Origin of the sequence: Vibrio sp. Isolate23 (genome assembly GCF_022398095.1) — a bacterium.
Classification (GTDB): domain Bacteria; phylum Pseudomonadota; class Gammaproteobacteria; order Enterobacterales; family Vibrionaceae; genus Vibrio; species Vibrio coralliilyticus_A.
In genome coordinates this window covers 1435633-1448421 of record NZ_JAKEUV010000001.1, presented here as the reverse complement: position 1 = coordinate 1448421, position 12789 = coordinate 1435633, and the positions used below count along the sequence as shown (strand labels likewise).

Sequence of the window (12789 nt, the reverse complement as noted above, 5' to 3'; positions counted from 1 at the left end):
AGGCAATGTTTTTTATCTACTCTTCTAAACTAAATGCGCCACTAATTGATTATGATGGGAAAATAAAATGAAGGAAGTCACTTGGGGTCTGATATTAACCGCTATCATCACACTTGCAGGTTGTGCTGCTGAACCGGACAAATATGAGGTAAAAGGTTACACCTCTATCGCTAACCCTGCGTCAGTCTACTGCGTTCAGCAAGGTGGAAAGCTGGAAACAGTGAGCGAAAATGAACAACGTATCACGTATTGTGTCCTTAGCTCAGAGAAGCGAGTCGAGGAATGGGAATACTATCGCCAGAACCATCATTCACCTGCATCTTGATTCTCTAAGTTGACTTCATGGCGGCCATTTCTGGGTCCAAATGCCTATTTAACCAAGTAAGGTTATGATGAAAACGAGCCAATGATGAACGTAATGTTGCTCCATCCACGTCGGAGGTTGTACTGAGTACAATCTCTTTCAAGATAGTTAACTTTTCCTGCACCTCGCCTGAAAGTTTAAGTGCATCTAACTGCGAAAGTGAGCGAAGCGCTAACTCCGCCGGTACACACCGAACTCCTTCTAGAGGTCTTTGAAAAGCATTGTCGGTCGCCCCCTCTAAATACACTCGATAGGTCGTCAGTTCATCGACCAGTAGAAATGCTTCAGCATTACCTTCTCGGTGCGGGTACTCGACACTGCAATGGTGACGAATATCCATATCTATCTTTATGTCCAATCCCGCACTATTGCAGCGCAGTTTAAGTGCGCGAAGTAGCCCTTGCTCATCCATCAATTGCTGAACTTCGAAGATACGCTTCAAATGATAATCGTTAGATACCAAGGTAATGTTGATTGGCTGACGATTCAGCCCCATTTGCTGTAGTTTCAGCGCGACATTGTGAATATTTTGTACTGTGTTTTGCGATTCACTTTCCAAAATAATATGGCTTTCTTTCAGACGAACCTGAGATGCGCTTTGGTTAAAATACTCCCTCATTGCCACAGCTTCAGAAACGGTTTGCCCTGGGGTTACACCACCACAAAATACTAAGGCAGTTTCGTCAGCGTTAAGAGAACTGAGTAATGCGGGCAATGCTTCAACACGAGAGCGGCCTTCTTTTGTTAGTGTGTCGTCCACCAGCCGCTTACCAAGAACAATAACCACATTACGAATGTTCATTATTTACTCACTTCTCAATTATTAATACTAACTTGCCGAAGTCCTGTACAAACATCTTCTTTATAGATAGCGTTAGCAAGGTTAATGTTTTGTTAACTATATTTAAGTAGAGTCTGACCAACAGGCCATATCACAGGAAGTTAGTTTATGCTGTCGATTTTCGATATTTTCAAAGTCGGAGTTGGGCCATCCAGTTCCCACACCAACGGGCCAATGCTGGCCGGTTATCATTTCACGCGCTTGCTCAGTGATTCCTTATCCAAAGTGGATCGGATACAGGTTGATTTGTATGGCTCGCTATCCTTAACCGGCATAGGTCACCATACGGATCGTGCAGTGATCTTAGGACTTATGGGTAATAGGCCTGACACAATAAAAATTACCAGTGCCAAGCAAGCTTTACAACAGACACTGGATAATGAGTCGTTGCTGCTGGCAGGCGCTCATACCTTAGCATTCTGCTATGAGAGTGACATTATATTTCACAGCGACAATCTACCGTTACATGAAAATGGCATGACAATTACCGCCTATGATAGCTTTGGGGCACAGCTCGCATTTGAAACTTACTATTCTATCGGAGGTGGGTTTATTGCCACAGCCGCCGAGTTGGAAAATGGTAGCAGTGAGCAGCCCGTCGATGTGCCCTATCCATTTACTTCTGCAGACGAAATGCTAAACATGGCAGAAGAGAACGGCTTCAGCCTTGGCGGCATGATTTTACAAAACGAGGTCTGCTTCTTTGACAGTGATGAAATCGATCGTAAAGCAGAACAGATCTGGAAAGTAATGACCCTTTGCATGCAACGTGGCTTTGACACAGAAGGCATTTTGGAAGGAGGACTTAATGTCACACGACGTGCACCTAACTTATTGAAAAAGCTTGAAGCTAACGAAGCGATTGAAAATGATCCTATGGAAATCATGGACTGGATTAACCTCTTCGCCTTCGCTGTCAGTGAAGAGAACGCGGCAGGTGGCCAAGTAGTTACCTCTCCAACGAATGGCGCGGCAGGGGTTATTCCCGCTGTACTCATGTATTACCATCGCTTTATTAAAGAACTCGACCTTAAACAAATCAAAGACTTTTTAGCTGTTGCTGGCGCAATTGGTATTTTGTACAAAACAAATGCGTCGATATCTGGCGCTGAAGTAGGCTGTCAGGGCGAAGTCGGTGTTTCGTCATCAATGGCCGCAGCTGGCTTAACCGCACTCAGAGGTGGCAGTAACGAACAGATCTGTATCGCTGCTGAGATTGCAATGGAGCATTCGTTAGGCATGACTTGTGATCCCATTGGTGGGCTTGTTCAAGTGCCATGTATCGAACGTAATGCAATGGGGGCGATGAAGGCCATCAATGCCTCACGAATGGCACTAAAAAGAACTAGCAAATGTCTTATTTCTTTAGATAAAGTTATCGCAACTATGTATCAAACAGGTAAAGACATGAATAAAAAATACCGTGAAACATCTCTTGGCGGGCTGGCGGTCATTCACATGGCTCCACCCTGTGAATAATCCAAGCTGCTTGTTATCCAATTGGAAAATTGGGTAGCAAGCGGATTACTCGGGTCGTGTTGAAGTAAATAGTGCCCATCTCGACTGGGCACTATTTTATCACTGATTCTCACTAAACTGCCCTGAATAAGATGCTCCTCTACTAGTAGCTCTTTGACCAGCAAAATACCTAGCCCTGATACTGCCGCTTCAATTGAGAGAAGCGAATGATCAAATTGTATTGCAGGCTCCACAATACGACCTGTGAAATGATGATAATCAAACCAGTACTGCCAGTTTTCCTGATAACCCGTAGTGGCTATTTTCTCACTATTCGCTAGCTCATCTAGTGTCTGTATGGAGTTGGATACCACCAATCTTGGTGCTGCAACCAGTACCCAGTTTTCTTTTGTTAAAGCAATGACATCTCCCTCACCCATGGGCTTCGGGCCATTAATGATTTCAATATCCGCAACTTTACTGCCATTGGGATAAGCATTTGACGAAGTAGATATCTTTAGCTCGATATTCGGGTGGTCACGGCGAAAGTCTTCAAGGCGGGGGATTAACCACTGAAAGCAAAAACTTTGCGCAATACTCAAGTTCAACCTATAACGCTTTTTCCGTTGAAACAGCTGCTCTGTTCCAACAGAGAGTGACTCAAACATTTGAGTCAGCAAAGGTAAGTAATACTGCGCGTCTTCAGTTAGTTGGAGCTTCGACCCTCTACGTTCAAATAAAGTAGCCTCTAGATAGCTTTCAAGCTGTTTAACGTGTTGACTCACTGCGGCACGAGTGACATTGAGCTCATCCGCCGCCTTGGTCAAACTTTGTAATCGGGCAGCGGATTCAAAAGCTTTTAAAGCATTAAGAGGAGGTATAAAACGCATAGATTGGCAAGTTAATGTCAAAGCGACAAGCATGGCAATTCTGTGTGACAGAGATATTACTTCACCTTGTCTGCTTTACCGGCGGCACCAGCAAGCTTTGATAGCCATTTATCCCAGAACATTGGTGATTGCTCGTTATCTTCCGCTTCTTCTTTTCGTCTCACTGCATTTCTGACTAACATTGCACCTATCCAACGAATAGGTTCCGAAGGGAACAGACCAAGTGGCCCTTGCGCTAAACCACTTCGTGTCCAATCATTGTTTTCTCCAAGTACAAGCGAAGATAAAATTTTGCCTCCTATCCGAGTTTGAGCAACACCGTTACCGGAATAGCCAAAACCGTAGAAGATGTTTGCTTGACCTTCTAATCGACCAAAGAAAGGTAAACCTGTCACAGACCGATCAGATCCCCCCGTCCAGTTATACGCGAACTTAACCCCTTTGAACTGGGGAAATAACCGAGCGAATGATCGTGTCAATAAAGGCAAATATCGAGTTGGTTGATTGAACATCTTATCCACTTGATTGGCATAAGAAAAACGATTCCCCCCCTTGCCTAGCATCAACCTCCCTTCTTGGGCATCACGATAGTAATGGACGAAAATACGTGAATCGACCACCGCAGCCCCTCTGTCAATTCCACATTCATTAAGTTGCGATTCGATAGGGCCCGTAATGACCATGTCAGAGGAAACCACGACAATACTGCGTTTCAACTGTTTAAAGTGCTTAACCATCCAAGCATTAAGCCCTAATACCACTTTATCTGCTGTGATAGTCCCATTAGGCGTCTCTATCAGGGCTGGATGACCAAAATTAAGTACTTTCATGGGTGTATTTTCAAAGACTTGGACCCCCTTTTCTATCGCGACTCGCCTTAGTCCCCTTACCAACAAAGCTGGTTGCACACTGCCAGCAGCAGGTGAATAGAAGCCTTCCAAGTGTCGATGTGAGCCCGCTAATCGCGCAATATCTTCAGGACAACATGACTGCCAGCTATTGATATTTAATCGGCTCAACTCTTCCACTATGGGACTCATCGAGTTTTTTTGAGCAGTATTGGTTGCCGTGTAGTAAGCACCATGACGACGAAGCTCGGCATCAATATGATGTTGATGGCAAAACGCTTCAATCTCATATATCGCTGCTTCGGATTCTTTGACCAACCTTTTAGCTTCATCCTCCCCAAACAACCGCTTCATCGTTGGGAATTTCGTTGACCAAGTCAACATACAGCCGCCATTCGCGCCTGAAGCTCCACTACCGCATAGACCTTTGTCAATCACTGCAATAGATAATTTAGGCTGCTGCTCTTTAAGCATGATGGCCGTCCAAAGGCCTGTATAACCACCACCAACAATAGCAACATCCACTTGAATATCATCCATTAAGGTAGTGGTATTCAGCGGCTGTTCTCGCTCCAAAGCTTGCTTAAACCAAAATGAGGGATGTTGTGACATGATTGAATACCTGTTGTTTTCGATATTCAAAATGTAATCGGATCCGTTTGATGTACATAGCGAGGATATCTGACGCTTAGCGTCAACATAACTAACGCAATGAAAAAAGCGCAGACTATGCTGCGCTTCTTGTACTTGGGCTCACTCTGGTTATATTTTATCTGACACCGCCAGAATTGCAGACAAGGTGTCCTCACCGAATTTCACACTTCTTTCCGGCGACCAGCCATAAAGCGGATCTGGATAATCATTATTGTCCTTAAACGGCATTTCAACAGTGTAAGACAAGCACTTAAATTGATCCGCTACCCAGTTAGAGCCGACTGTTAGATTAGCCTTGCCTGGTTCATCTTTGTCATAACCAAACTCATCTTGGAACTCAGGTGTCACTGTGTGTAGCGCCTGTTTAAATGCAACTTCCAGTGAAGCCAGTCGCTCGTCATAAGAAGGGATGCCCTCTGAACCAGCAACAAAGTTGTAAGGAATAGCTTCATCACCGTGTATATCAAGGAACATATCCACGCCAATTTCAAGCATCTTATCTCTTACAAGAAAGACTTCAGGGCTCTTCTCCATACTTGGAGATTGCCATTCACGATTCAGGTTTACACCCACCGCATTGCAGCGTAAATGCCCGCGAATACTACCATCAGGGTTCATATTTGGCACAACGTACAGAACCGCTTTTTCCAGCAAAGCACGCGCTGCCGTATCTTCTTCATCAATAAGGCGTTGGATCATACCCTCCATAAACCATTCAGCCATGGTTTCACCTGGGTGCTGCCTCGCAATCACCCATATCTTTTTCTTACCATCACTAGGCTCACCAAAAGTCAGCAAACTCATATCATTACCATCAAGAGTATGACCTAATGTTTCTAATTTGCAGTGATGGGTACTTTGGGCAGCATGCAGTAAATCTTGATGGCGATCGTAGCTATAAGGTGCAAAGTAGGCAAAATAGACAGATCCGTGCTCCGGAATCAGCGTAAAGCTCAGCGTATCACCATCAAATTCTGCTGGAATACGAAACCACTCTTCTCGGTCATACGACGCAACAACATCATAGTCTTTCCAACCTTCTGGATAAGCGGAGTTTTTCAGGTCAACAATCTGAATCGAGTGTGACTGCTCTGCTTCGGTTTCCAAACGAAAATGGAACCACTGATAAAACTCAGACTGATTATCATTAGGAATCTTAAGCTGAATTACGTCTTTATTATCCGCGTTGACGACTTCAATACTACCACTTTCGAAATTGCTGAAGATCTTCATTGAGTTACTTTCCTTATCAATAAAAACAACTTTATAAACAGGCTAACACAAAGGTTAGTACGCAAAAATGAAATTGCAGACTCCTGACAAAAGGCTTGCAAATCGTGCTTATCCAGCGCAAACGTTTTAGATCAATTTCATTATAAAAAGTTATGCGAAATTTAGAAAAAATCGTGCATGAATTATGTTTTCTGCGATAATTGTTTCAATTTATAACAAACCACAAATGATATAATTATCAGACATTAATTCTATATCACACAATTATGCGAGACTATTATGTGGAATAAACTCAATAAATCAATGATGTTCTGCCAAGCAATGTTTGGCTTATCATTCTACGGTGTGATGGTTATCCTGACCCGATTCTTCTTAGAAGATCTAGGGTACAGTGAAGCCGACACCATGATGGTTGTCGGGGCTTTCTCTTCTATTGGCCCACTTTTCGCCATTGCGGGTGGGTTCATAGCGGATAAATTCCTCGGCGCCTATCGTTCGTTGACCATTGCTTACGGTACATTCGCAATAGGATACACCTTACTCGTTTTAGGTGCTTCCACCACGAATGTTCCGATGAGCTTAATCGGTATTGCCTTGGCTAGCTATGCCCGTGGGTTGATGTCTCCTTCTTATCCCAGTCTTTACAAGCGCACTTTTTCAACAGAAGAAGACTTCGAAAACGGCTACCCAGTCAACTATTCTGTTAACAATGTAGGCGCTCTGCTCGGTCAATATCTATTCCCTATGTTTGTGTTAGCGATAGGTTTCCACGGTAGCTTTATGCTCTCAGCAGTAATGGCTGGCTTTGCTTTTATCATTTTAGTTATCTTCAACAAACAATTAGTTGGCGTGGGTGCCGATATTGACCAGACCCCTGTCAGCATAAAAAATTGGCTCTCTTTCTTTGCGTTATCTGCCGCGATGGTTGGCTTGGTGTTTTTCATGTTCTCGAACATGGCTGTCGGTAAAAACATCGTTTACGCCATTGGCGCAGCCGCGATTCTGTACTTCATTACTCTCATGATTAAGTCTGGCAAGTCGGACGCACTGAAAATGGGCACGATTCTGATCATGACAGTGCTGACAACCTGCTTCTTTGTTTACTATGGCCAGATGATGACATCGATGACGATGGTCACCATCAATACGATGCGTGGTGATTTGTTCAATATCATCCCTATTGCCCCTGAAGCCTCAATGGCAATGAACCCGCTTTGGTGTATCGTCGCAGGCCCGGTGATTGCCATGACATTCTCTTCACTCGAGAAAAAAGGGGTTAACTTCTCTACCGCGACAAAGATTGGTTTTGCCTTTATCTTCACTGCTATTGCCTTTGGTATCTTAACGATGGCGGTAATGAATGTCGGTGAAGACGTAGTAATCCGCCCTGAAATCTTCCTGGCAATTCACTTCTTCCAAGCGTTTGCAGAAGTTATCGTCGGTAGCTTAGTCGTTGCCTTTATTCTATCGGTGGCTCCTAAGCATATTGAAGGCTTCTCGGTGTCTTTGTTTTCCGTCGCAATGGCACTGAGTGGAATTGTTGGTGCGGTTTTCTCTACTTCTATAGCGCTCGAAAAAGGCCAAGAACTGACCCAAGAGATTGTTCAAACGGTTTACGGTGATTACTTCCAACTGCTGACTGTATTAGCTGTCTTAATGGTCGTCATCGCACTAGTCTCTTCATTCATTATTCGCAAGATGCTCGATGCGGCGCATGCTGACGAGCAACCCACAATGGTGGAAGTGGAAAGCTAATAACCCAGAAATACATATAAAAAGCCCCAGCGAGGAAATCATTGGGGCTTTTACTCGCTGCAGGCTAGAGGTTTAACTCTCATCGATTTTCGTCGTAAAGAGAATAATACAAAGCATGTTGGTTAGCGCAATTAGGCTACCGTCAAAACCAATCCAACTAAAATCAATGTTGTTCCTATCAGTCGGGTCATTAAGAATTTTTCTGATAGCCAAATGATCCCAAAAACCATACCGAACACAATACTCAGTTGACGCAAGGCAACAACATAACTGACGTTTTCTGTCATTGTCATGGCATATAGCACTAACCCATAAGTTGTTGACATCATTGTGCCAGCTAATGCTGAAGGCTTTTTAATCGCCCAAGCCTGTTTAAAATCGTCACCTCTTCGTGCAATAAGCAAATAGAGGGTGATGCAAAGAGCAATAGACCAAAACTGTATACCAAGATAGAAAATAGCAGAACTTCTGTCACTAACCACGTTTTGAAATGTACTGGCTAAAAGCAGCAAGGCTTCTTTATCAAGAATGGAATAACCTGTAGTTCCAAAAGCGGCAATCAATGCCCATAGAACCCCCACGTTGAGATAATCTCTAATATTGAACTGACTAAATGACTCTAAAGGCACAAATAAACAGCCAAGAGTGATCAACGTAAAGCCAATCCAGCTGTTGATGCTCAGCTCATAGCCCAATACAACGGTTACTACTCCAACCATCAAAACAGGCAGTGCTCGTGCGATAGGATAAATCACGCCGATATCCGCCTGCTTGTAAGCAAAACCAAGTCCCAGCAGATAAATCATCTGCGCAATACCGCTGACAATCAGGATTAGCCAAAACGTCGTCGGAAAGAAAGTCATATCAACTTGGTTAAGATACCAAATCACATAAGGAGTCAGTAGTATTGCGGCGGCTGAACTACTGGCGAGAAAAAATGCGGGCCCTGAAGCCTTGTTGCTTTTACTAAGCAGATTCCAACCAGCGTGAAGGAAAGCGGAGATCACGACCAGTGTGATGGCCCAAAGTGACATAGAAAATCCTTGTGAAAAAAGCTTCCTGTCGGAAGCCCATCCATAGTAAAGAGCAGGTTAACGGTTTAGTTCAGCAAGGGATTCAATACTGATAGCATCATGACGCCAGTATTCAATGTCACAATCAATAAGCTCTCCATGCTGGTTGTAGTTAATACGCTCAACCACCATTGCAGGCGTACCTGAGGTCGCTCTCAATGCTTGTGCGGTATCGCCAAGCAAACTGCTGGTACTGATTCGGTATCTGATCTTTTGATACACCATGCCAAAGTGATCACGATAAATATCCGTGAGTGACTGAGACAAGTCAAAATCGAGTAGGTTCGGAAACCATTCAGGGCGAATGTAGTTAGTCACAAACACGACTGGGCGACCTTCTAAGTAACGCACTCTATCTACCTTGTATACATCGGAAAAAGGCTGAAGCCCAAGTAAACTCGCTGCCTGCTTATTAGCCAATATGCCTTTGGCGGCAACCAGCTCCGTCAGAGGTGTTCGCTTCTGTGATAAGGCCATATTAGTAAAGTTCAGTGTTTGCGTCGGATCGTATCTAAGTGGCTCTGGAGATATAAACCAACCTCGACGATCTTCTCGGTAAATACGACCTTCTGATTCCAGTAGTGACAGCGCCTCGCGTAAAGTCACACGGGTTGTATCAAAGGATTCTGCTAACTTGCGCTCTGCAGGTAATTTTTGTCTAGGTGACAAAAGACCTGATTCTATTTGTTCAACAATGGAATCTTTAATTTTTACGTACTGCACTCGTTGTCCTTACCTTCTGCGCCACGCTTGCGTTCTATTTTCCAACCATTTCCCTAACGTCATGTGCACCAATTTTGCCACAGCAGCAGAAATCATAATCATGACTGCCATCGCAGCAGCTGCGCCTGTTTGCCCAGCATCATCCATATTTAGTACAGATACTGAAGCAGGAATGGTTTCAGTTGAATAAATGAATACTACCGCAGAAGTGGTCGTTAATGCATTAATAAACAGATAGGTAGCGATATCTAACGTTGCAGGAACACACACTGGCAAAGTCACTTTGAAGAACAATTTGTACTGAGGCAGCTTCACCGAGGCCGCCGTGGCTTCAATCTCTGCAGGGATTTGCTTTAGTGCCGTCAAGGCAGTCATATGCCCAACCGTGTAGTAATGCACAACCGTATTAATCACCAAAAATGCCATCGTACCGTAAAGGAAACTCAAAGGATTGTTGGCGTCATTAAAATAGAATATGTAACCCAAGCCGAGCACCATACCAGGAACCGCCATAGGCACCACACTTAACATTTGCATTGCCTGCCGAATAGGTGCAAACGCTCGCCCTTTTTCGATGCAGTAAGCTCCGACAAAAATCAGTGCAGTACCAATAATCGCAGCCCATGTAGCCAAAGACAATGAATTAAAATAAGGTTGCCAGCCGTAAGTACTCATCTCGGCAAAATTATAGTTATTTAACGTCAATGCTTTATTCCATGGCCAGAAGGTAACCAATGATCCATACACCGCCATACCAAGCACGGCAAGCACAGCTAATGAAATGACTGAGCAATAAACAAAACAAGCGCCATCGCGCAGAGTGTTTGGCTCCGGCTGATAAGGCACGGAGCGAGTATCAAACAAACTCTTTTGCTTCTTCTGTACCCAACGGTCAGCAACAAACGCTAATAAAGCAGGGATTAACAACAAGATGCTGGTCACCGCCCCCATCGAAAAGTTCTGCTGTCCTACCACTTGCTTAAAAATATCAGTCGCAAGGACGTTGTAACTCCCTCCAATGACTTTCGGCACACCGAAATCGCAAACCACCAAAGTAAATACAACGATAAGCGTGCTTATCAAACCATATTTGGCAGCAGGTAATGTCACCACAAAAAAAGTTTTGAGTGGCGATGTTTTAAGCGCCCGCGCGGCTTCATAAAGACGCGCGTCAGACGTTCTGAGTGAGGTGGTTAATATCATCAGCGCATGAGGAAACGTCCAGAAGATCAAGCCTAGAGAGATACCAATCAAACCATAAACCGAGTGCCCACCGAGGATTTCTTTGGCAATACCTTGATTACCAAACAAGAAGATCAAACTAATTGCAGGTAATAACGACGGAGCAAGAATCGGCGCCGCCCCCAACACATGAAACATGGCTTTAAATGGCATACAGGAGCGTGTCAACGCATAGGCATAGCCAAATGCCAATACCCCGACAACGCCAGTCACCAGAATGCCGACTGTGAACGTATTACCCAAAGACTGCCACAAACTTGCTTGGGAAAAATAATTAGCAAAATTGGCTAAACCAACAAACTCCCCTTCCGCACCTTGAACGCTTTTTTCCAGCATTGCCCACAAGGGCATGACGATAAAGAGCACCAATAGTGTGAAAAGAAAAGCAAGTAAACCAAATAAGACGATATTGTCGCGGCTTACTCGTTTTAACAGGCCAGCGGGCCGAGCTTTAAGGGCATTCATCGTCGGGCTATTCATTGTGTTACTTTCCATTAATCTATCCCTAAGCCGCAATCGCTTTATCACCCGTAGGGCTCATCACTGGGTAGGCTCTTGCCCCATGCTCAGCAAATTGAATGTAGCGAATATCACCAATTCGAAGTTTCATGTTTTGCGCTTGCTCCCCAGACACATCAATAAAGATGGGCTGTGCATGTTTGTCATGCTGCAACTCACACTCATATCGCCAGAAAGCTCCTAGAAATTCATAGGTACGAATACGCACCGGCAACGCATTTTTAACCTCATCAGAGAAGCGAATATTCTCTGGACGGATAGCTAAATCAAAGTGATCACCACGAACCAAATCACGATTTTCCAATATCGGCGCTTCAATCAATGACTCTGCAATTCTAAGCTGGCTGTCAGTTGCAACGGAGGCGTTGATAAAGTTCATGCTACCAACAAACTCCGCGACAAATCTGGTGGCTGGCTGTTGATAGATCTCTTGTGGCGTTCCAACTTGTTCAATAACACCATGATTCATAACAACAATACGATCAGCCATGGTTAACGCCTCATCCTGATCATGGGTCACCATAATCGTGGTAATTCCCAGCTTCCGTTGGAGCTTGCAAATCTCATCGCGAAGGTGCACTCGAACCTTAGCATCCAAAGCTGATAAAGGTTCATCAAGAAGCAGCAATCCTGGAGATAAAGCCAATGCACGAGCAAGCGCAACACGCTGCTGCTGCCCTCCAGAAAGTTGGTTTGGGTACTTTTGTCCTGATGTTGCTAACCCTATCATATCAAGCCAGCAATCCACTTTTTCTAAGGCTTCCTGATTCGTCATCCCCTGGTTCTTCAAACCTATGGCAATATTTTCTTGGACGGTTAAATTGGGGAATAAGGCATAGGATTGGAAAACGATACCAAAGTCGCGCTTCTCTGGGGGGAGAAAAGTCGTCTCCTCACCATGTTGAGATATGGAGCCAGAAGTCGGTAAATCGAGACCAGCAATGGCTCTTAGTAAGGTCGTTTTTCCACAACCGGATGGCCCAAGGAAACAAACAAACTCACCTTTTTCAATGGATAGCGAAATTTGTTTTAGTGCTGTGAACTGTCCGAATTGCTTCACAACATTTTCAATCTGTAGATAAGGTTGGTTAGTTGGCATAACACACACTCCAAATGGTATATACCAACTGTAAATCTGGTTTATTTCAGGCACATTACAAATTTATAGAGCAAAGATGACAAAAAAATG

At 44.2% G+C, this 12789-nt stretch carries 11 protein-coding genes; 3 read left to right on the top strand and 8 right to left on the bottom strand.

The window, feature by feature from the left end:
* Window positions 1–67 precede the first annotated feature (67 nt).
* Window positions 68–325, top strand: a complete 258-nt coding sequence (locus L1D31_RS06505; RefSeq protein WP_239836233.1) for a DUF333 domain-containing protein — start codon at window positions 68–70, stop codon at window positions 323–325.
* Between the two features lie 4 nt (window positions 326–329).
* Here the strand turns inward: L1D31_RS06505 and L1D31_RS06500 are convergent, their stop codons facing one another.
* Window positions 330–1166, bottom strand: a complete 837-nt coding sequence (locus L1D31_RS06500; RefSeq protein ID WP_239836232.1) for a YdcF family protein — start codon at window positions 1164–1166, stop codon at window positions 330–332.
* A gap of 147 nt (window positions 1167–1313) precedes the next feature.
* Between L1D31_RS06500 and L1D31_RS06495 the strand changes: the two genes are divergently transcribed.
* Complete coding sequence (locus L1D31_RS06495) at window positions 1314–2684, top strand: L-serine ammonia-lyase (RefSeq protein ID WP_239836231.1); 1371 nt, start codon at window positions 1314–1316, stop codon at window positions 2682–2684.
* Here the strand turns inward: L1D31_RS06495 and L1D31_RS06490 are convergent.
* The 3 genes from L1D31_RS06490 to L1D31_RS06480 all read right to left on the bottom strand — a co-directional run bounded on the left by L1D31_RS06490 (window position 2660) and on the right by L1D31_RS06480 (window position 6288).
* Entirely contained in the window at window positions 2660–3586 is a 927-nt protein-coding gene (locus tag L1D31_RS06490; protein WP_239836230.1) for a LysR substrate-binding domain-containing protein, read from the bottom strand. The two genes, L1D31_RS06495 and L1D31_RS06490, sit on opposite strands and share 25 nt — an antisense overlap.
* A 23-nt stretch (window positions 3587–3609) precedes the next feature.
* Window positions 3610–5013 carry an FAD-dependent oxidoreductase gene (locus tag L1D31_RS06485; RefSeq protein WP_239836229.1) on the bottom strand — a complete coding sequence of 468 codons (1404 nt, stop codon included), beginning with the start codon at window positions 5011–5013 and terminating at the stop codon, window positions 3610–3612.
* A 150-nt stretch (window positions 5014–5163) separates the two neighbouring features.
* Window positions 5164–6288, bottom strand: a complete 1125-nt coding sequence (locus L1D31_RS06480; RefSeq protein WP_239836228.1) for a M14-type cytosolic carboxypeptidase — start codon at window positions 6286–6288, stop codon at window positions 5164–5166.
* A 279-nt stretch (window positions 6289–6567) separates the two neighbouring features.
* Between L1D31_RS06480 and L1D31_RS06475 the strand changes: the two genes are divergently transcribed.
* Window positions 6568–8043 carry a peptide MFS transporter gene (locus tag L1D31_RS06475; RefSeq protein ID WP_239836227.1) on the top strand — a complete coding sequence of 492 codons (1476 nt, stop codon included), beginning with the start codon at window positions 6568–6570 and terminating at the stop codon, window positions 8041–8043.
* Between the two features lie 131 nt (window positions 8044–8174).
* Here the strand turns inward: L1D31_RS06475 and L1D31_RS06470 are convergent, their stop codons facing one another.
* From L1D31_RS06470 to L1D31_RS06455, 4 genes are read right to left on the bottom strand one after another with little or no spacing between them, the layout of a single operon-like run.
* Complete coding sequence (locus tag L1D31_RS06470; RefSeq protein WP_239836226.1) at window positions 8175–9077, bottom strand: EamA family transporter; 903 nt, start codon at window positions 9075–9077, stop codon at window positions 8175–8177.
* 57 nt (window positions 9078–9134) lie between these two features.
* The gene (gene phnR, locus L1D31_RS06465) at window positions 9135–9839 is read right to left on the bottom strand and encodes a phosphonate utilization transcriptional regulator PhnR (protein WP_239836225.1); all 705 of its coding nucleotides are present in this window, start codon (window positions 9837–9839) and stop codon (window positions 9135–9137) included.
* A gap of 9 nt (window positions 9840–9848) precedes the next feature.
* On the bottom strand, window positions 9849–11576 hold the full coding sequence (locus L1D31_RS06460; protein ID WP_239836224.1) for a putative 2-aminoethylphosphonate ABC transporter permease subunit: 1728 nt from the start codon (window positions 11574–11576) through the stop codon (window positions 9849–9851).
* 10 nt (window positions 11577–11586) lie between these two features.
* The gene (locus tag L1D31_RS06455; RefSeq protein ID WP_239836223.1) at window positions 11587–12699 is read right to left on the bottom strand and encodes a putative 2-aminoethylphosphonate ABC transporter ATP-binding protein; all 1113 of its coding nucleotides are present in this window, start codon (window positions 12697–12699) and stop codon (window positions 11587–11589) included.
* Window positions 12700–12789 lie beyond the last annotated feature (90 nt).

Bases quoted from the DNA above. Each gene is read 5' to 3' on its own strand.
- L1D31_RS06480 (WP_239836228.1), bottom strand. From the start codon at position 6,288: ATGAAGATCTTCAGCAATTTCGAAAGTGGTAGTATTGAAGTCGTCAAC.
- L1D31_RS06495 (WP_239836231.1), top strand. From the start codon at position 1,314: ATGCTGTCGATTTTCGATATTTTCAAAGTCGGAGTTGGGCCATCCAGT.
- L1D31_RS06460 (WP_239836224.1), bottom strand. From the start codon at position 11,576: ATGGAAAGTAACACAATGAATAGCCCGACGATGAATGCCCTTAAAGCT.
- L1D31_RS06485 (WP_239836229.1), bottom strand. From the start codon at position 5,013: ATGTCACAACATCCCTCATTTTGGTTTAAGCAAGCTTTGGAGCGAGAA.
- L1D31_RS06490 (WP_239836230.1), bottom strand. From the start codon at position 3,586: ATGCTTGTCGCTTTGACATTAACTTGCCAATCTATGCGTTTTATACCT.
- L1D31_RS06475 (WP_239836227.1), top strand. From the start codon at position 6,568: ATGTGGAATAAACTCAATAAATCAATGATGTTCTGCCAAGCAATGTTT.
- L1D31_RS06500 (WP_239836232.1), bottom strand. From the start codon at position 1,166: ATGAACATTCGTAATGTGGTTATTGTTCTTGGTAAGCGGCTGGTGGAC.
- L1D31_RS06505 (WP_239836233.1), top strand. From the start codon at position 68: ATGAAGGAAGTCACTTGGGGTCTGATATTAACCGCTATCATCACACTT.
- L1D31_RS06470 (WP_239836226.1), bottom strand. From the start codon at position 9,077: ATGTCACTTTGGGCCATCACACTGGTCGTGATCTCCGCTTTCCTTCAC.
- L1D31_RS06455 (WP_239836223.1), bottom strand. From the start codon at position 12,699: ATGCCAACTAACCAACCTTATCTACAGATTGAAAATGTTGTGAAGCAA.